This is a genomic window from Chryseobacterium aahli (assembly GCF_022699665.1).
Taxonomy (GTDB): domain Bacteria; phylum Bacteroidota; class Bacteroidia; order Flavobacteriales; family Weeksellaceae; genus Chryseobacterium; species Chryseobacterium aahli.
Genome location: NZ_JALDNB010000015.1, coordinates 1 through 19,973, shown reverse-complemented (window position 1 = coordinate 19,973; position 19,973 = coordinate 1). Strand labels below are relative to the sequence as shown.

Genomic DNA, 19,973 nt, shown 5'->3' with positions numbered 1-19,973 from the left:
AACATTACTTATTTTTAAGAATGTTTTCAGAAAATTCTTAGGTAAATTAGTTTGTGAATTCAAATAAAAACTTAAGATAAACTTGATGAATAAAACTATCTACGAATATATTGTCAATAATAGAAACAGAGATCTTCATTTTTGGGAAAATGAAGGAGGATTTACCTTACACAATCATCTTATTAAAATGAATTATTCTGAATTTTCAAAAATTTACCATGATGTTATTCATTGGGGTGTAACCGAACAGAATATTCTTACAGACTGCCTTGCCTACGGACTTGACGGAAAATTCATAACACCATATGATAATGATAAAAGAATAATCGCAATGAAAATCTATGGTCAGCTTCCTGAAGGTTTTAGGCATCCCGAAGTAAAGAAATGGCAGAAAAATTATAAAATACATTCTACAACCAAAAGTAAGAATTTTAAAATTTTATCCATTCACAATCTAATTTTAAAAGAAGAATATACTGACAGTGATTATTGGTCTTTGGGTGGTGGAAGTGAACAGATACAGAATATTTTAAATAATTTCACCGAAAATGATTGGGAAGAATTAAAAACTGATATTTTACATTGGACGGAAGATCAAAGAAACATTGTGTTAGAGTCAATTGGCTATGGATTTGACAGTACTTTTACCCGAAGTTTAAATAGAAATATGATTTCCTACGGAGGGAATTTTCTACTAGATATGTTCTGCATTATTGAGAATGTAGATGTGAGACTCGATATTGCCTATTTTAGTCTCTTTATCAATAAAAGTAATACCTCCCAGATTGACAAATTGAAATTAATGAGAAATTGGATGGCTGCTAACGGTTTTAATAACCCTGAATGGATTAATTCGCCTATCAATCCACTTGGAAACATTGATGATGCAATAGAAAAAATACTAAATAAGAACTCTAAAATCTAAAAACATTTTCATAAAGTCAAATATTTGTACTAAGAAAATTTCCATCCACTGGAGGGGAGGCAAAAATTCTGAAAGAATTTTTGCCGGTGCGGTTTTCAAATGCGCATTCTAAAATGAATATCCAATCGTTAATTTTTCACACTCAATCTCAATTCACAAACCACTGCCCTAGCCCCGATAGCAACGGTTACCCCACAGCAGGCGTTGGGAAAAGCATTGGCGCAAGGAGTATGAGTGGATAGCGGGATGAAGCTCCCCCAAATAATAGTAATGAGAAATTAGCAATAAGTAATGAACTAATCTAAAATTCTTGTTAAATTTATAGTAAATCTCATTTCTTATCCTAAATCAATGAATCGGAGATTGTTCTTGGTGTAGATTTGCATTATAAATAACAAAAAAAATAAATACAATGGCTACAAAATGGAATTTAGACCCAGCGCACAGTGAAATTACTTTTAAAGTAAAACACATGATGATTTCAAACATCAAAGGTAACTTCACCAACTTTACTGCAGAAATCGATGCGGAAGACGATACTTTTGCGAACGCAAAAACTACCGCTACGATTCAGACAGATTCTATCTCTACACACAATACAGACAGAGATAATCACCTGAAATCTGCAGAATTCTTCAACGTAGAAGCTAATCCTACAATTACTTTCGAATCTGATGCTTTAAACAATTCTGTAACAGGAAATCTTACCGTGAACGGTATTACAAAGCCTATTACTTTGGATGTTGAGTTCGGAGGAATCAATGTAGACCCTTGGGGAAATACAAAAGCTGGTTTTTCTTTTGAAGGGAAAATCAACAGAAAAGAATTCGGATTGAACTGGAATGCAGCTCTTGAAGCAGGTGGCGTAATGGTAGGTGAAGATGTGAAAGTGGCAGGTGAACTGCAGTTTGTAAAGCAAGCATAGTAAATTAAATATAGTTTTTGAGATTCGGTGGTTTGCTATAATCACCGAATCTTTTTATTTTAAAAAATACAGGTCATGCAACTTAACGACTTACAAAATATCAGCGATCAATTTAAAAATACTCAGAAAATGCCCGTTCTATTTCTTGGTCACGGATCGCCTATGAATGCTATTGAAGAAAATCAGTTTGTTCAGGGATTTAGAAATGTGGCGAAAGAAATTCCGAAACCCAATGCAATTCTGTGTATTTCTGCACACTGGTTTACACAGGGAACTAAAGTCACTGCAATGGATATGCCCAAAACGATTCATGATTTTGGCGGTTTTCCGCAGGCTTTGTTTGATGTACAATATCCAGCACCGGGGAATCCCGAATTGGCAAAGGAAACGGCAGCGCTTCTTTCTCCCGTTTTCGTGGAAGAAGATCATAACTGGGGTTTAGATCATGGAGCATGGTCTGTGATTAAACACATGTATCCGAATGCGGATATTCCTGTTATACAGATGAGTATTGATTATACGAAACCGCCGCAGTATCATTTTGACTTGGCTAAAAGATTGGAAAAACTGAGAGAAAAAGGAATTTTGATTATAGGAAGCGGAAATATTGTTCATAACCTCAGAATGGTCGACTGGAAAAACATCAACACCGTTGGCGCCGGCTGGGATTGGGCTATTGAAGCTAGAGAAAAAACCAACAATTGGCTTCTGGACGGAGAGTTTCAGAATCTGATTGATTATCAAAAGCAGGGACTTTCGTTGCAATATGCGATTCCGACACCTGATCATTATTTACCGCTAATTTATTCTTTAGGTTTAAAAAATCAGTCTGAGGATTTGGTTTTATTTAATGATGATCTGATTGCAGGGTCTTTGAGCATGACGAGTGTAAGGATTGGATAGGTCAGATTTATTTTAACGCAAAGCGCGCAAAGATTTTTTAACAGCTAACTGCTTTTAAGTTACACAGAGGCATTCTACTTATAATAAGCTCACAAAGTTTTCAATTATTAAAATTTTAGAACAAGTAGAATTTATTTCACCCTCTTTTTTTATCACTATAAATTTAGTAATATTGTTTACCATGAAAAAAACAGTATTCCTTTTATTAATTATTCTGCCGTTTTATCTTTCAATTGCTCAAACGATTAAAGGAAAAGTGGTGAATGATATTGAGAAACCTATTTCAAACGTCAATATTTATTTGGACGGAACAAAGACGGGAACAATTTCTGAAGCAGACGGAAGTTTTACGCTTCAATTGCCTTCTTCGAATAACAACAGTTTAGTTTTTCAGAAGGACGATTACGAAACATTTACCATCAATACTTCGGAAGTTTTAAACAAGACCTTAAAAGTGGTTTTAATTAAAGCTAAAGAAATTGAGGAAGTACGGATTGTCCCTTATACAGAAACAGCTTACAAAAATTATATTCAGTTCTTTCTTGATTCTTTCATTGGTTATGACAAACAGAATGTAAGAATTAAGAACCAACGATCGCTGAAGTTTTCATACGATAAAGAAAATAAAATTCTAAAAGTAAAAGCTCCGCAGACTTTAATTATCGAAAACAAAAATTTAGGCTACACGATTGACTATAATTTGGTAGAATTTTCTGCCAATTTTGATGAAAACACGACTCGATTTATGGGAACCAGTTTTTTCAAAGAAACAAAAATCAATGATAAAGTAAAACTCAATAGGATGAATGCTTATGACGGAAGTCAGACTCATTTTTTCAGAAGTGTGTATGAGAACAAAGTTGCAGATGAAGGTTTCATTGTCAATCAGATTACTAAGTTTCCGAACTCAAAATATCCAACGGAAGAGGAGTTGCAGAGATTGAAAGATTTTGCAAAAACATTAAAATCAAAAGGTACACTGAATGTTCCGGAAGATATTCTGGATATTGGTAACAGAAAAAGAAATGAACTTCCTTACAAAATTGCCATCACAAAAACTCAGATTCCTGAATCTGATTATACTAAAAAGACAGACGGCAAATTGTTTTTGGATTATGATTATATGATGCAGATTAATTTTAAAAGATACTTTTACGAACTGAAAAAAGGGCAGTTTGTGAAAGCAACGATTCCAATTATTCAGACCTCTTTTCTACATCCTGAAGACGATACTTTTGAAATTTATCCTGATGGAAATACTTCAAATCCCGGAATGTTGACGAATCAGGGAGAATTTGCAAAAGATAAGATTGAAAAATTATTGCCGTTGGATTATAAATTAGGAGATTAATTTAATTCTTTCTCAAAACAAACACTGTTTTCTACGCCAATATACTGTCCGTAATTTGGAATTCTATGATATCCGCATTTTTCATACAAGGAAATTGCTTCTGGTTGTTTGATTCCCGTTTCTAAAACACATTTTTTGTACCCAAGTTCTTTTGCCCAAATCTCCAGTTGATGTAAAGTTTCAGACGCCAAACCCATTTTTCTCTTTTGAGGATTGGTGTACATTCTTTTCACTTCCACACTTTCTTCATTAAAAGGTTTAATGGCTCCACAAGCGACAGCTCCATCTTCCAAATAAGCAACGATACAATGTTTCAGCATATCAATTTTATTGAACTGATGGTAAAAGGCATGTTCGTCACCATCACGTACTGCCAAATCTGCATCTAAAAACTGTACCAGATTTTGAAAATCTTTATCTGTAGAATCAACTCTCTTGAATGTCATTTTTTATTTTTGAAGCAAATTAAGAAATTTTTGATTACCCGTAGTTTACTATAATGCCTAATTTTAAACGCAAAGGCGTTTCACTCAGCAAAGAATACAAAGCATTTTTTAATTTATGAAGTATTAAAAATTATAAAATTTAGGACATTAAATAATTTACTAAAAACCAAAATACTTCCGAAAAACAGTTAAGTATCATTTTAATTGTCTCACGGAAGCATCAAAATTTAATGTAATTATTTACTGTACAGCTTGTAACACATTGATATTTCCATAGCCAAAATCTGCATTTTTGGTAGGATAATAGGTGGAAGACTGTCTCATTTTATTTAAAACCTGATCTCTAGTCCACGAAGGATTTTTTGACCAGACCAAAGCCGCTATTCCTGCTGTGGAAGCTGTGGCAACCGAAGAACCTCCCACATAATCGGTTTGAGCATTGTAATAACTCAACACCGGAATATTATTTCCTGAAGCTCTTTCCATTTGGTAAGTAAAATCAATTTCACTTCCTGAGTGGCAAACGTCACATTTTTGGTTAGATGTATTTTCTTTCACACCCGTTATTGCCTGTGTTTCCGGCATCCATGCAGGAAAAATAACACCAACGAAAGTCGTAAAACTTGTAGATGTTCCGCCTGCGCAAAAGATCAATTTTCCTTTTGAGTAAGCATATTTCACACCGTCTTCGATCTTTCCGACAGAAAAAACATGTCCCATTGACATAGAAATGATTTTCACAGAAGTATTATTTCCTAAAGCGGTAAAAGCCGTTTTCACACCTTCTTGTTCGTGATAGCCATCCAAAACGACATTGGAAGCGGCACGGTATGAAATCAAATTCGCATTGTACGCCACACCAACCGGCTGTCCGAGATTATTTCTTGGAGCTGCCATCGCAGAAGCCATGCTTGTTCCGTGACCACATTTGTCATCTGCTCCGTCATAGCCAGAACTCCAAGGCCAGACAGAATCTACATAGACTCCGTTTTTACTGATGGTTCGCCCGGAAGATGAACCGTTATTAAAACTGCCACTCAGCAAACCTTGGTTAAAAGAAACTCCTGAATCGATTAATCCAATCGTAATTCCTGCTCCTGTGCTGTAATTCCACGCGCTGGTAATATTGTGTTTTGCGAATGACCATGGCGCTTTTGCATTGGGTGTAACCGTAGTATAGTCTGCAGAACTTAAAGCTGTTGATTCTAATCCGCAACCAGATGAGCTTCCACTTGATTTGGCAACACCGCTTACTTTGTTTTCATTTTCAAAATATCGGTAATCTGCAGGTTCAAAATAACGGATTGATTTTAATTTACGCAGCGCAATCACTGTTTCCTGCTTCTCGATGTAAACATCAATTTGATTCAAATATTCATCGGAAGCCATTAGAACTCGGTCTTTTTTGCCTTCGTACTGTGAAATTATCTCAAGAATTTCGTTCTGTAAAGCTTCAGAATTGGAAGATTTACTTCGGTCAAAATCATCTTTAGAATCTCCAAAACCGATGGATGCAATTTTATTTCCCTGAACAATTCCGCTCCATAGAAAATGCGATGAAGATTCGTTCCAGGAAAATCTGCCTTTGGTTTTGGTCGTTTCGTTGATTTTATCATTGATTTGCCTTGCAGTGAGCGGATCGGTTTGGATGATTTCGCTTTCAACAGCCGATGTCTGAAGATCGTCATTGCTGCATGAACTCAAAGCGAATGCAGTGAGTAAGAAGAATACACATTTTTTCATAGTAATTTTTTTTTTGGTTTTACCAAATTAGTATTTTCTATTGAATTACAGATACTTGATGGCTGAAATTTAATATTGAGCGCATAGAATTTTCAAACTTAACATTAACGCAAAGGCAAACTAAGATTATTTTAAATATTAATTCTTTAAAGGTAAACTAAGGCGTATCACTTATTTTTGAAAAACAAGGTTTACTCATTACTTCAAAACAAAAAAGCTTCCAATGTGGAAGCTTTTGATTTATTATAATAATTAAAGAATTAAAAATTCACTACAAATTTTCTCTCATTAATCAATTCGGCAATAGCCAACATATCTTTTCCAATCAATCTATCTTCTTCCAGTTTGTCAACTTTCGTACGAAGAATTGCGAAGTTTTCTTCAATGATTTTTGAACATTTCGCAGGTCTTCTGAATTCTAAACCTTGCGCTGCAAACATCAATTCAACCGCTAAAATGTTTACTAAATTTCCTAAAACCTGATTGAATTTTCTTCCCGAAATACTTCCCATAGAAACATGATCTTCCTGACCCAAACTTGTAGGGATTGAATCTGCAGAAGCTGGGAAACAAAGTGTTTTATTCTCCGTTACTAATGCCGCAGAAGTATATTGCGGAATCATAAATCCTGAATTTAAACCTGAACTTTCCGTTAATAATCTTGGTAGACCATATTTCCCTTCTAATAACAAATAACTTCTTCTGTCTGAAATATTTCCTAATTCAGCAGCAGCCAAAGTTGCATAATCTAAAGGCATCGCCAACAATTGTCCGTGGAAATTGCCACCTGAGATTGATTCTTCTGCACTTAAAACGATTGGATTATCGGTTACAGAATTTAATTCTATTTCCGACAACATTTTAAGATGTTCAAAAGCATTTCTGCTGGCACCATGAACCTGTGGAACACATCTCATTGAGTAAGGATCTTGTACTCTGTCGCAATATTCATGAGCTTTTAAGTTGTCAGAATTCTTTAAAAATTTAAGCATTCTCGCAGCCACTTTCTTGCTTCCTTCAAAAGGTCTGATGTCGTGAAGTTCTTTTTTGAAAGGACTTGCCGAACCTCTATATGCTTCAAGACTCATTGCTGCGGTCATATCTGCCAAGTCTAAAAGATATTCGAATTTTTCTAAACCTTTGATAGCATGAGCCAGGATAAACTGAGTTCCATTAATCAATCCTAAACCTTCTTTTGGACCTAAAACTAAAGGCTCAAGACCATTTTTTTCAAGAATTTCCGCAGTTTCAAAAATTTCATTTCCTACCCAAACCTGACCCAAACCTAAAAGCGGTAAAACCAAGTGTGATAAAGGTGCTAAATCTCCTGAAGCGCCTACAGATCCCTGTTCCGGCACCACTGGAATGATGTCTTTTTCAAGCATCAGAATAAATCTCTCAATCACTTCTAAAGAAACTCCCGAAAAACCTTTTGACAATGCATGAATTTTTGCAATCATCATGATTTTCGAAAATTCTTTATCAATGGGTTTCCCTACGCCAACAGCATGAGAAATAATTAAATTATATTGCAGCTGCGCCGTTTCGTCAGCAGAAATTTTAACATCACAAAGCGGTCCAAACCCTGTATTAATACCATAAACACAACGATCTGACTCTACAATTTTCTTTACATTATCCTGAGATTTTAGGATCTGCTCTTTCGCAGTTTTATTTAATTTAGCTTTATTTGGGGTTTTACAGATTTCCAAAACATCATGGAAACTCAAAACATCTACTCCGTATATCATTTCAAAAAATTTGCTTAAAAATACACATTTTGAAGAGAACTGAAAAAGGGATATTTCAAGTTAAAAATACATGATAAAGAAGTCATTTATTTCACTACTTTTACGCCCTAACATTAAAACTAAATGTATGAAAATTAAAGCTTTATTATTGATGCTTTCATTGACGAGTGCATTCTCATTTGCGCAGGAAAAAGTAAAATACACGAAAGATCAAATTAAAAAGATGGAACAATATCTTTTTAACGAAGGGTTTCCCGGCCCATCAACAAAGAAAATCTCAACCATTATTTCAAAAGATGGAACTGTCAATAAAGGTTATTGCGACAATATTGAAACCAAAAAAGGGCAGATTTATGAAATCTCTATAAAAGACAGCGCTACGAAAAAACAGATGGTTTTCAATGCAGAAAATGTGAGTGAAATGTACATTTACCCAACAAAATTGGCGAAAATCTTAAAAGTTGGAAAACACATGACTAATGTAAGAAGCTTAAACACTAAAAAACTGAGTAAAAATACGGCGGACGGACAAATTCAATTCGCTAATCAAACCGTTTCTTTAAAAAACAAAAAAGACGATAAAGAGTTTTTAATGCAACTGATAAATCCTGAATTCAGCGAAATTATTGCCGTTTACCACGATCCGAGAGCAAAGGAAACTTCGGGCATGACTGTAGGATTTGGGATGCAATTAGGTGGCGGACTTGCAAAATCGTTTTATGTAAAAAAAGGCGAGAAAGTTCTTTGGCTTCATAAAGATGATTTTGAAGACAACTATGATTTCTTATTTGGTGACAATGCAGAATTCATGAAAAAATATCCTAAAAAATCTGTAGAATGGGGATTTTTCAGCTTTCTGGTAAATGAATACACAGAGATGACAAACGGATAAAATTATTTAATATAAATCTGAAGCTGTAGAATTTTCTGCAGCTTTTTTTATGCTTTTAAATAACATAAGGATTCCGTAATTTTGCTTTATGAATCCTTCTTTAGAATTACAGCTTAAAACTTTACCATCAGAACCCGGCGTTTATCGTTATTACGATAAGAACGAAAATTTACTGTACGTAGGAAAGGCTAAACATTTGAAGAAAAGAGTTCTATCCTATTTTAATAAAAATCTTTTAGGTTCCAGAATAAAAATCATGGTTGGTAAAATCCACCGGCTTGAAACTACTATCGTAAACAGTGAGTATGATGCACTTTTATTGGAAAATAATCTAATAAAAGAGCATCAGCCTTTTTACAATGTGATGTTGAAAGATGATAAAACTTACCCCTGGATTTGCATTAAAAATGAAGATTTCCCACGAATTTTTCTTACGAGAACGAAGATTAAAGACGGTTCAGAATACTATGGACCTTATGCAAAAGTGCGCCCGGCGAAGATTCTTTTAGATACAATTAAACATATTTATAAGCTTAGAACCTGTAATCTCAATTTAGCTCCAACCAAAATCGATGACGGTAAATATAAAGTCTGTCTTGAATTTCATATTAAAAACTGTGAAGGACCATGTGAAGGTTTGGAAAGCAAAGAAGATTATGATGAAAAAATCGATGCGATACGAGGTATTATTAAAGGAGATTTCCAGACTGCAAAAAAATATTTGATCAATCAAATGATGAAATATGCTGAGAATCTTCAGTTTGAAAACGCGCAAACCATCAAAGAACGCATAGATATGCTGGAAGATTATCAGGTGAAACACACCGTGGTGAATCCAAACATCGATGATGTGGATGTCTTTGGAATGACGAGTGATGAGACTGCGGCTTATGTGAACTATTTTAAAATCAGAAACGGAAATATTATTCAGAGTTTCACCACAGAAATCAAAAAAATTATTGAAGAAAGTGACGAAGACATTTTAGAAGAAGCTTTGATTGAGATTCGTCAAAAATTTGAATCTGATTCAAAAGAAGTACTTATACCATTTCATTTGACGGTGGAAATTCCTAACGTGAAACTAATTGTCCCTAAAATGGGCGATAAAAAACGTATCGTGGAACTTTCGGAAAAAAATGCAAAGGAATACAGAATCGAAAAGCTAAAACAGGTACAAATTGTAGATCCCGAAAGACATTCAAATAGAATCATGGCAGAAATGCAGAAACTCTTGAGAATGCCCGTAGAGCCACGCCATATTGAAGGTTTTGATAACTCAAATATCCAAGGAACCAACCCGGTTTCGGCATGTGTAGTATTTAAAGACGGAAAACCTAGCAAAGCAGATTACAGAATCTTTCATCCTAAAACCGTTACGGGCCCAGATGATTTTAAAACCATGGAAGAAGTGATTTTCCGTCGTTACAAAAGAATGCTTGACGAAGGTGAATCTTTACCACAATTGATTTTGATCGATGGTGGAAAAGGACAGCTTTCTTCTGCCATAAAAAGTTTAAAATTACTTGGACTCTACGGAAAAATAACCATAGTCGGCATTGCAAAAAGATTAGAAGAAATTTTCTTCCCCGAAGATCCTATTCCTTTGTATCTCGATAAGAAATCTGAAACGTTGAAAGTTTTACAAAGAGTACGTGATGAAGCCCACCGTTTCGGAGTAAAACACCATAGAACAAGAAGAACCAATTCAACCATAAAATCGGAATTGGAAGAAATTCCAGGTGTTGGCGAGAAGACTATTGAAATGCTTTTATCTAAATTGAAATCTGTTAAACGAATAAAAGAAGCAAATCTTGAGATTCTGGAGGAAATTTTAGGAAAAAGTAAAGGGAAAATAGTACATGATTTTTTCAATAATCCATAAAAAACAAAATCAGCTCAAAAATTTGAGCTGATTTTTTATAATATTTTAATCAATTTTTCTTAAACTCCACCCATCACATACATATTTTCCATGGTAGGAACTTCACTTCCACCTTTTTTCTCAAGAGTGATTGCAAAGGCTTGCGCATTGGTGATATTAGAAATTGCTATTCTGCTGTCTTTATCTTCAGAATACATTCCGGCATTTACCGGCTTACCGTCTGCAATTGCCCACAATTGATACTGCATACCTTCCGGAGCTTTTGGCAGAGAATTTGCAGATAGATAAATATCTTTGGAATTACTATCCCATAGTACTGTTGCTTTAGCCTCAGGGTGTTTTTCTACACCAGCCAATACTACTTTTTTCATATTCGGATTTGCAAAAACATCTAATTTTTGCTGCATATTCTGCATCGCCAATTGATTAGTTTTGCGTTCACTTTCTACTTTTACAAGTTGGTCGTTGATTTTCGACTGACTATTCATCCAGTATAAATTAATACCAGTGCTGATTAAAAATAGAACTGCTGCTGCAATTGCAAAATTTTTCCAACTACTGCTTTTTGTATTTTTAATTTCCTGAACTTCTTTTTCCTCCTCAACTTTTTGAACGTTGTTTTGGATAGGAATGACAGGTTTTTCTAATTCAACGTTTTGTTCTTGTTGAATTTTAGCCCAAATTTTAGATTTCAAATCACTTGGTGGGGTCACTGCCTGCGCAGTGGCAAGCATCTCAAAAGTTTTTTGTGCTTCTTCAAAAGCCTCTCTTACTTCATTATTGTTCTTCATTACACATTCCAAAATACCTGCTTCCTCGGGAGAAGCATGACCTAGAATGTATGATTCTAGAATTCCGGATGATATGTATTCTTTACTATTCAATGTTATTGATAATCTTTTAATAAATCTTTTAATTTCATCAATGCATTACGCATCTTCGTTTTTACAGTACCTAAAGGCATATTCAGTTTTTCTGATATCTCACTCTGCGTGTAACCTTGATAGTATGCTAAATCTATAAGCTCCTGTTTATCAGAATCTAAAGTTCCAAGCACATTACTAAACCCAATAAAATCTGAATTATTGGTGGTTGAAAGTTCCGCATTATTATATACGAAATCAGGAAGTGATTGGTTTTTTAATTCGTTCTGAAAGCTTTTAGATTTTAAATAATCGATTGCTGTGTTTCTTGCAATATTAATCATCCAGGTATAGAAACGTCCTTTGGCAGCATCATATTGATGAATCGAATTCCAGATTTTCATAAAAACATCCTGAATAATTTCTTCAGTATATTCTTTAGACTGCACAATTCGGAGAATCACACCATATAATGCCCCAGAATAGTGGTCATATAAGTGGTGGAAACCAGATTCGCTCTTTTCTCTGAGCAAAGCTATAAGTTCGTCTTCCGAATAGGTTGTTTTAATATGAAATATTTTACCTACCAAATATAATAAAATAAATCGTGTAGGCCTGAAAATCTTTTAAAAAATTTATCTCGTATATATAATCATAAACAATTATTACAATTAAAATGAAAAATGCAATTACTAAAATATTTTCCACATTACTGATTATGTTGATGTTTGGAATTTATTCAGCTCAATCAGAAAATTTTAAAACAAAAAATCCTTATTACTCAAAAACAAATACAACTCCTCTAAAAGTAAGCAACACAGAATGGAAGAAAATTTTGAAACCCGAACTGTACCAAGTCGCAAGAGAAGGTGCAACAGAAATGGCATTTACCGGAAAATATTATGAATTTGATGTAAAAGGAACGTACTACTGCTCAGTTTGCGGAAATGCTTTATTTCTTTCAACTTCAAAATTTGCAACGACTTGCGGATGGCCTTCTTTTTATGAACCCCTGAGAAAAGATGGAGTAAAATATAAAAAAGACAATTCTCATAATATGGAGCGTACCGAAGTATTATGCGGAAGATGCGATTCTCATCTGGGACATATTTTTGATGACGGGCCAAAACCAACAGGAAAAAGATTCTGTATGAATTCGGTTTCTCTGGAGTTTGTTCCTAATCAAAAAACAAAGAAATAAATTTAATCAACTGATTTACAGTAAAATAAAATAAATTTTTAAAATATTTAAAACTAAAATCAGCATACTGTCGTAGATACCAATAACAGAGAAAGAAACTCACAACTCAAATAATAATAATAATTTAAAAAATCAAAAAAATGAATACAAGATCAAAATTCGTAGCGTTAGGAATGGTTGCATTATCATTCGCATTAAGTGGAAATGTAGCCGCACAGAAAATGAAAGAAAAGACGGTAATGGTTGGCGGAGCGCCAATGTATCCTTCTAAAAATATTGTAGAAAATGCAGTAAATTCTAAAGATCACAAAACATTAGTTGCAGCAGTAAAAGCAGCTGGCTTGGTAGAAACTTTACAAAGCGCAGGACCTTTCACAGTATTTGCACCTACAGATGCAGCTTTCGCAAAATTACCAGCAGGAACTGTTGAAAATTTAGTAAAGCCAGAGAACAAAGAAATGCTAACCAAAATTTTGACCTACCACGTTCTTCCCGGAAAATACAGCTCTAAGCAAGTATGGGCAGCAGTAAAAGCAGGAAATGGAAAAGCAATGATGAAGACAGTTGCAGGAGAAGAACTAACGTTCTGGACAAAAGGAAATGACTTATATGTAACCGACGCAAAAGGTAACAAAGCAAAAGTAACCATTGCTGATGTGAATCAATCTAATGGAGTTATACATGTAATAGACACTGTTCTATTACCATAGTTTTAGTTTTTTATGGTTTATTTTAAGGAAGCCTTATCTGGATGACAGATAAGGCTTTTTTAATTTATTTTAAAGTGAAAACTTCCTTCGAATAATCATCGTTGCCCTTCGGCATTTCAATCACGATATTTCCGTTTTCGTAATAACCGATGGTTGGTTCTCCTGAATTTAATTTTACTTTAAAAGTATCTTTCTTACTCGTCGATTTGAATGTCGCAAAAGGAACTGAGCTGTTATTTTCAACTAAAATAAACTGACTGTCGTCAATCTGAACTTTCTGTAAACTTACTTTACCGTTCGTATATTTTCCTGATTGAGTTGAGGAATTGTCCACATTTTGACGAGGAACTTCTCTTACAGGTTCAGAAGTTTGTACTTCCTGTACAACTGCTTCTACCTGATTAGAAATTTCCTTCGGGCTTGAGACAGGAACGCTCACCAAAGCTTGCTTTAAAGCATCTTGAAAACCTTCTTCAAACTCTTTAATCGACGTGCTGGCTTTTTGACTTGCAACCACTTTACCGTTACAATCTTTGAATTCTAAAACAACTTTATTTCGTAAAAAACCACTATCATTGATTACATCTGCATTCAAAACGCTGCATGGATTTGAATTTGCTTCCGCTGTCCATTGACTTCTGTTTCCTGAAACAACTACATATTGTTTTTGTTTAAGTGTTTTAGAAAGCAACACATCCAATTTGTATTGATCGTTCTTAAATCCGCTAAATTTCTCTGGAAGGGCAATATATTTATAATCGGAAACCTTTTGGGCATACGAAAACGTAATGCAAAGAGCTGCTATAATTGTTGAAAGTTTCTTCATTGTAATTAATTTAAAATAATTCTGAATTTTTTAATCATTTCTAAATTCACCCATATCCAATTTCAGAGAGAAAAAGTTTGAGAAGAAATTAGACCCTCCGATTCCTGAATTGCTAATTGCATAATCAAGAGTTAAGCCTCTATATCTGATTCCTAAACCTGCACTTGGCTGGAAAGAAACCTTTCTGCTTAAATCTTCAATATCTGTAATAGATTGAAATCTATTGACCCCCAATCTCACAAAAATCATTTTCTGATAACCAATTTCTGCACCTGCATACGGTGTGATACTTGCAAAATCTGTTGAAAGAAGTGCCGCCGTTTTAGCAAAATCTACATTGATTCCTGCTTCCGGTAAAACATATAAGCTGCTGTTGATATTGAATAATTTACTTGCACCGGCATTCAGCTTAGGCATCGTTAATTCCATTTTATCAGTAGGTGCAGGGTTAAATTCTTCACCATTTACAATTGTTGATAATTCCTTTTGATTCACAGACCAAAAGTTTACAGTTGTGGTTGCATCACGAAGAACTCCCCCGAATTTCCAGCCATTATCAGCTTTATAAATTGCTCCGACATCAAAACCGAAACCATAGCCGCTTGCAAATTTACCTACATTTCGGTAAACAATTTTGGCATTGACACCGACATCCAATTTTGGATTTCCACCAGGATTAAATGCATAAGAAATAATTCCAGCATAATCTGATTGTGAAAATTTGGTAATTTTATCGTAATCAATATTCCCTTCAGTATCGATCAACTGAGTAGTATTTAAAATGTTATCAACTCCCAATCTTACAATTGAAACTCCGAAAACACCTTCTTCTAAAACTTTTGCGTAAGCCAGATAATCATATTTCGCAATAGATTCAAAATATTCTGCGTGCATTGCTGCTCCCTGCCAGTCTTTTGTAATCCCATTCAAACCTGCCGGGTTCCACATTGGTGAATAGACGTCATCCTGATTGGAAATCACAGCACCACCCATTGCAAGACCTCTCGCTCCGGCACCAATATTTAAAAATTCATTGGAATATTTTCTGATGATCTGAGATTGAGAAAACCCAAATACAAGGGGAAATAGTAATAAAAGATATTTTTTCATCATGCAATTTGATGCTTAGTTAATTGTTTTTTGTTTCCTGGTTTTGATCAGAGCATTCGCTACAATCGCCAAAATCATAACGAGTGAAGCCACATAAAATACTGGGCTCATGTGTTCTGATTCCCCAAAGATAAAAAAAGCTAGTATAATTCCGTAGACTGGTTCTAAATTTACTGTTAAAATTAATGTGAAAGGCGAAATATATTTCATTAGCTTTACCGATTCAAGCATAGGAAAAGCCGTGAAAACACTTGCCAACAAGCATATTAACGCCAAATCTCGGTAATTTATTTCATTCATTGAAAATATTTCACCAGATAATAAATAAAATACAGTCAAAATAAGCCAACCGCTGAAGATTTCATAAAAAATAATATTGCCCGGACTGGTTTTACCAAATAGTTTTCCATTGAAAACAGAAAAGATAGTCCCAAAAACTGCACAAAGAATACCAAAGAAAATACCTTCTTTATACTGAAACTCTGTTTTAAAAATAAGAAGAATACACGCAACAATCACAACTCCCATGACCACTTCTGAAACATCTACTTTCCTTTTAAAAACGAGAGGTTCTAAAATGGCTGCAAACAATGTAGACAAAGAAAGGCAGCTCAAAGCAATTGAAACATTCGAAACTTTAATAGAATAAAAAAAACATAACCAATGCAGCGCCATGAAAAATCCTATAGCAGAAAGCTGTAAAAAAAGTTTTTTGGAAACTTTAATACTTTCTTTTTTAAAAACTCTGATGAAAACAAACAGAAATATCGCAGCAAACAGCATTCTGTAGAAAACCAAAATGTGTGCATTGGCAGTAATCAGTTTTCCCAAAATTGCAGTAAATCCCCACAAAAAAACAATCAAGTGCAATCTGAAAAGAGCTAATTTTTGCATGTCTATTGATATCAAACTTTTAACAAGCAAATTTACGAATAGGTTTTAGTAAAACACAGAAATATTATCCTATAAGAATAAAAAAATATTGAGTGAAATTAAAAAAAGTGAAATTTTCTTCATAATACATAAAAAACCCTGAAAGTCTGTTCAACTTTCAGGGCCTTCAAATAATAAACTATTAAAAAAATAAACTAGGAACAGAGGATTTATAACGGAGTAATCAGCTCCTTTCCTCTTATGTAAAATTATAAAAAAAACAAACATAAAAAAACTTAACTGTGTTAAATATTTCATAATTTTATGATTTTCAATGCGTTGAATCATAAAAATTTGTAATATATTATTTTTTATAAAAGTAGTATCTTAGGCACATTAAAATAGAAATTTCATGGATATTGAATTCAACAAACGAGAAGATCAAAACAAATTAAAATTATCTGAAATAAATCGTTTACTTTCTGAAATAAAAAAAGGCGGTGGAGAAAAAAGACTTCAAAAGCTTCGTGATGAAGGGAAAATGACGGCGAGAGAAAGAATAGATTATCTTCTCGACAAAGATTCAGATTCCATTGAAATTGGCGCTTTTGCAGGTTACGAAATGTATGAAGAGCACGGCGGCTGTCCAAGTGGCGGAGTTGTGGTAGTAATGGGCTATGTTTCAGGAAAACAATGTCTGGTTGTTGCCAATGACGCTTCTGTAAAAGCAGGTGCGTGGTTTCCAATCACCGGAAAGAAAAACCTAAGAGCACAGGAAATCGCAATGGAAAATAAACTTCCAATTATTTATCTTGTTGACTCTGCAGGTGTTTATCTTCCAATGCAGGATGAAATCTTCCCAGATAAAGAACATTTCGGCAGGATTTTTAGAAATAATGCGAAAATGAGCGCCATGGGAATCATTCAGATTTCTGCTGTGATGGGAAGTTGTGTTGCGGGAGGAGCTTACCTGCCTATTATGAGCGATGAAGCCATGATTGTTGATAAGACAGGTTCTATTTTCCTTGCCGGAAGTTATTTGGTGAAAGCAGCTATCGGTGAAAGTATTGACAATGAGACTTTGGGTGGTGCAACAACTCACTGTTCAATCTCGGGAGTAACAGATTATAAAGCTAAAGATGATCAGGATGCTTTGAACAGAATAAAGAATATCATGAAATCTATTGGAAGCTACGAAAAAGCTGGCTTTGACAGAATTGAAAGTTTTCCACCAAAAGAAAATATAGATAACATTTTCGGAATCATGCCGGTTTCCCGTGCCGACCAATATGATACTTTAGAAATTATCAAATGTCTTGTAGACAATTCTGAGTTTGAAGAATATAAGGCAGATTACGGACAAACTATCATTTGTGCTACAGCAAGAGTTGACGGATGGTCGGTAGGAATCGTCGCTAATCAAAGAAAGCTTGTTAAAAATGGTAAAGGAGAAATGCAGTTTGGAGGAGTAATTTATTCAGACTCTGCCGATAAAGCAACACGTTTTATCGCTAACTGTAACCAAAGAAAAATTCCATTAATCTTCTTACAAGATGTAACAGGTTTCATGGTTGGTTCAAAATCAGAACATGGCGGAATCATTAAAGACGGTGCAAAAATGGTGAATGCCGTGGCCAATTCTGTAGTTCCTAAATTTACCATCATCACAGGAAACTCTTACGGCGCCGGTAATTACGCAATGTGCGGAAAAGCTTACGACCCAAGATTAATTGTAGCTTGGCCTTGGGCAGATTTAGCTGTAATGGGTGGTTCTCAGGCTGCCAAAGTTTTAGCTCAGATTCAGGAATCAACTTTGAAAAAACAAGGAAAAGAAATCACTGAAGAAGCTCACAAAGAAATTCTTGATTCCATTTCTAAAAAATATCAGAAACAGACAGAATCTACCTATGCTGCTTCACGATTATGGACAGATGCAATCATCAACCCTATCGATACCAGAAAATGGATTTCTATGGGAATTGAAGCCGCTGATCATTCTCCTATTACTGAAAAATTCAATTTAGGAGTTATACAAGTCTGATCAATACTCAATTGTACGATATTTTGCCTCACTTTAGAAGTGGGGCTTTTTTATTATGTTAAATAGTCCTAAAGAATTATAAACTGTCTTAACGACATAACATAAGGGTAAGATTTTTGTTATTAAAGAATACAAAAACTAATAAGCACTTCAACCTCTTTTTAATTACTAATCCCAAAAGGAAACCTATGAAAAGATATTTTGCAGTATTTATTGCCTTATACACCGTCGTTTTATTATATATGATGTTTTATGCTTCTGGTAGAGAACCTTCAGAAATTTCGTATATCCAGCATCAGCCATTTATTACCATTCAGCATTTTTTCAATGACAACAATATTGATAATCAAGCTTTTATTGTCAATATATTTGGTAATATATTTCTCTTCAGTCCATTTGGATGGTTAGGATTATGTATTAAAAAATTCAATCGTTTTGTTCCCATCACATTATTTTTTCTTATAGCAATAAGTATTATTGAATCCATTCAATATATATCCGGAAGAGGCGTTGCAGATATTGATGATGTATTTTTGAACACCATAGGAATGTTAATCGGATTTATACTATTCAAATATGCAACTTGGAAAAATATTGCCAATATCAAGGTTCACTTTGAATTGTTAGATTCTAAAAGTAAGCGTGTATCAACGGTTTCATAATATTCACGAAAAGAACAAATCAACATTTATGTTAAATTATTAACGATCTGTCAAATTAAATTTTCCAGGAGCTTCATCCAGCTCTGCACTATATCTTTTTTGTGCCCGTGCTTTTACCGGATAACAAAAAAGGATGCCGTTGCGATCTGGGCTAGGGGTGACTACATTCTTTGATTATCTGTCAAAAAAACAATGATTTTTTTTATTTTCAAAGCTTGCTTTTGATGAATGATAAATATTCAAAATTACATTTGTGTGGGTATTTTAATATGAATAAAAATTATCTTGTATTCATATTAAAATGAAGCTTATGAATCATCTTAAAACAATTACAATATATAACTTTCCAAGACGTGTAGTTGTTTCCAAAAGTCTCAGAGCGGCGGACCTGTCAATAGGAGAATATGAACAAAAGCTCACGAAAAGTTGAAGTTCCGGACAAGCGACTATAAAATTGCAACATTTACAAATGGGTAATAGATAGCATTCCTACAGAGCGCATTTCTTATCTTATTAGCTTTTTCTACACAGATATTGCCCCTACGGAGCAACTGTTTACATTCTCTTCTTTTGATTATTTTGAATTAATTTTAAACCTTCATGAACTAGAAGCACGAACCCCGGATCTCTCAACGCACATCTCAAATCTTTAATATTGAAGGTAAGCCTTCTTTAATCTCTAAAATCAAACCTTTAACCTTGATTTTGATTTGTTCTTTTCAAGAGTTTAAAAAGTTTAGGACAAAAAAAATCCTCAATCAAGTAAATGATTGAGGATTTTAAAAAAACTGGCGGCGACCTACTCTCCCGCTTTCGCAGTACCATCGGCGCTGGTGGGCTTAACTTCTGTGTTCGGAATGGGAACAGGT

The 19,973-nt window shown here is 34.3% G+C and carries 18 protein-coding genes and 1 rRNA gene; 10 read left to right on the top strand and 9 right to left on the bottom strand.

Annotated elements, in window-relative coordinates:
* Window positions 1–85: 85 nt before the first annotated feature.
* The 4 genes from MQX03_RS18775 to MQX03_RS18760 all read left to right on the top strand — a co-directional run bounded on the left by MQX03_RS18775 (window position 86) and on the right by MQX03_RS18760 (window position 4,104).
* A complete protein-coding gene (locus tag MQX03_RS18775) occupies window positions 86–925 on the top strand; it encodes a hypothetical protein (RefSeq protein ID WP_242804933.1) in 840 nt (279 codons plus the stop codon).
* Window positions 926–1,337: 412 nt separating this feature from the next.
* Window positions 1,338–1,850 carry a YceI family protein gene (locus tag MQX03_RS18770; protein ID WP_047447374.1) on the top strand — a complete coding sequence of 171 codons (513 nt, stop codon included), beginning with the start codon at window positions 1,338–1,340 and terminating at the stop codon, window positions 1,848–1,850.
* A gap of 75 nt (window positions 1,851–1,925) precedes the next feature.
* Window positions 1,926–2,753: a 4,5-DOPA-extradiol-dioxygenase gene (gene ygiD, locus MQX03_RS18765; protein ID WP_242804931.1), complete on the top strand. Its 828-nt coding sequence runs from the start codon at window positions 1,926–1,928 to the stop codon at window positions 2,751–2,753.
* 181 nt (window positions 2,754–2,934) lie between these two features.
* Window positions 2,935–4,104 (top strand): carboxypeptidase-like regulatory domain-containing protein, encoded by a 1,170-nt coding sequence (locus MQX03_RS18760; RefSeq protein WP_242804929.1) that lies wholly within the window; start codon window positions 2,935–2,937, stop codon window positions 4,102–4,104.
* Here the strand turns inward: MQX03_RS18760 and MQX03_RS18755 are convergent.
* The 3 genes from MQX03_RS18755 to hutH all read right to left on the bottom strand — a co-directional run bounded on the left by MQX03_RS18755 (window position 4,101) and on the right by hutH (window position 8,044).
* Window positions 4,101–4,550, bottom strand: coding sequence for a GNAT family N-acetyltransferase (locus MQX03_RS18755; RefSeq protein ID WP_242804927.1), 450 nt, complete (start codon window positions 4,548–4,550; stop codon window positions 4,101–4,103). The genes MQX03_RS18760 and MQX03_RS18755 overlap by 4 nt on opposite strands.
* A gap of 240 nt (window positions 4,551–4,790) precedes the next feature.
* A complete protein-coding gene (locus tag MQX03_RS18750; protein WP_242804925.1) occupies window positions 4,791–6,293 on the bottom strand; it encodes a S8 family peptidase in 1,503 nt (500 codons plus the stop codon).
* Window positions 6,294–6,553: 260 nt separating this feature from the next.
* A complete protein-coding gene (hutH, locus tag MQX03_RS18745) occupies window positions 6,554–8,044 on the bottom strand; it encodes a histidine ammonia-lyase (protein ID WP_242804923.1) in 1,491 nt (496 codons plus the stop codon).
* A 127-nt stretch (window positions 8,045–8,171) separates the two neighbouring features.
* On the opposite strand from hutH, the gene MQX03_RS18740 reads away from it, so the two are divergent.
* Together MQX03_RS18740 and uvrC are read left to right on the top strand one after the other, a co-directional pair.
* Window positions 8,172–8,936: a hypothetical protein gene (locus MQX03_RS18740; protein WP_242804921.1), complete on the top strand. Its 765-nt coding sequence runs from the start codon at window positions 8,172–8,174 to the stop codon at window positions 8,934–8,936.
* A gap of 88 nt (window positions 8,937–9,024) precedes the next feature.
* Window positions 9,025–10,818, top strand: coding sequence for an excinuclease ABC subunit UvrC (gene uvrC / locus MQX03_RS18735; protein WP_242804919.1), 1,794 nt, complete (start codon window positions 9,025–9,027; stop codon window positions 10,816–10,818).
* Between the two features lie 59 nt (window positions 10,819–10,877).
* On the opposite strand, the gene MQX03_RS18730 is transcribed toward uvrC, so the two are convergent.
* The gene (locus MQX03_RS18730) at window positions 10,878–11,702 is read right to left on the bottom strand and encodes an anti-sigma factor (RefSeq protein WP_242804917.1); all 825 of its coding nucleotides are present in this window, start codon (window positions 11,700–11,702) and stop codon (window positions 10,878–10,880) included.
* A gap of 2 nt (window positions 11,703–11,704) precedes the next feature.
* The gene (locus MQX03_RS18725) at window positions 11,705–12,271 is read right to left on the bottom strand and encodes an RNA polymerase sigma factor (protein WP_242804915.1); all 567 of its coding nucleotides are present in this window, start codon (window positions 12,269–12,271) and stop codon (window positions 11,705–11,707) included.
* A gap of 128 nt (window positions 12,272–12,399) precedes the next feature.
* Between MQX03_RS18725 and msrB the strand changes: the two genes are divergently transcribed.
* Both msrB and MQX03_RS18715 read left to right on the top strand, forming a co-directional pair.
* The gene (gene msrB / locus MQX03_RS18720; RefSeq protein ID WP_242805170.1) at window positions 12,400–12,882 is read left to right on the top strand and encodes a peptide-methionine (R)-S-oxide reductase MsrB; all 483 of its coding nucleotides are present in this window, start codon (window positions 12,400–12,402) and stop codon (window positions 12,880–12,882) included.
* A gap of 140 nt (window positions 12,883–13,022) precedes the next feature.
* A complete protein-coding gene (locus MQX03_RS18715; protein WP_242804913.1) occupies window positions 13,023–13,592 on the top strand; it encodes a fasciclin domain-containing protein in 570 nt (189 codons plus the stop codon).
* A gap of 64 nt (window positions 13,593–13,656) precedes the next feature.
* Here the strand turns inward: MQX03_RS18715 and MQX03_RS18710 are convergent, their stop codons facing one another.
* Genes MQX03_RS18710 through MQX03_RS18700 form a run of 3 tightly spaced genes read right to left on the bottom strand, consistent with a single transcriptional unit; the run spans window position 13,657 to window position 16,422 of the window.
* Window positions 13,657–14,418 (bottom strand): hypothetical protein, encoded by a 762-nt coding sequence (locus MQX03_RS18710; protein ID WP_242804910.1) that lies wholly within the window; start codon window positions 14,416–14,418, stop codon window positions 13,657–13,659.
* 30 nt (window positions 14,419–14,448) lie between these two features.
* Window positions 14,449–15,531, bottom strand: a complete 1,083-nt coding sequence (locus tag MQX03_RS18705) for a putative type IX sorting system protein PorV2 (RefSeq protein ID WP_394801760.1) — start codon at window positions 15,529–15,531, stop codon at window positions 14,449–14,451.
* A gap of 12 nt (window positions 15,532–15,543) precedes the next feature.
* A complete protein-coding gene (locus MQX03_RS18700; protein WP_242804906.1) occupies window positions 15,544–16,422 on the bottom strand; it encodes a DMT family transporter in 879 nt (292 codons plus the stop codon).
* Between the two features lie 391 nt (window positions 16,423–16,813).
* Here MQX03_RS18700 and MQX03_RS18695 point away from each other — a divergent pair, with 391 nt between their 5' ends.
* Window positions 16,814–18,442 (top strand): acyl-CoA carboxylase subunit beta, encoded by a 1,629-nt coding sequence (locus MQX03_RS18695; RefSeq protein WP_242804903.1) that lies wholly within the window; start codon window positions 16,814–16,816, stop codon window positions 18,440–18,442.
* A 188-nt stretch (window positions 18,443–18,630) separates the two neighbouring features.
* The gene (locus MQX03_RS18690) at window positions 18,631–19,104 is read left to right on the top strand and encodes a VanZ family protein (RefSeq protein ID WP_242804901.1); all 474 of its coding nucleotides are present in this window, start codon (window positions 18,631–18,633) and stop codon (window positions 19,102–19,104) included.
* 786 nt (window positions 19,105–19,890) lie between these two features.
* Here MQX03_RS18690 and rrf read toward each other — a convergent pair.
* Window positions 19,891–19,973 (bottom strand): 5S ribosomal RNA (gene rrf, locus MQX03_RS18685); the annotation flags it as partial.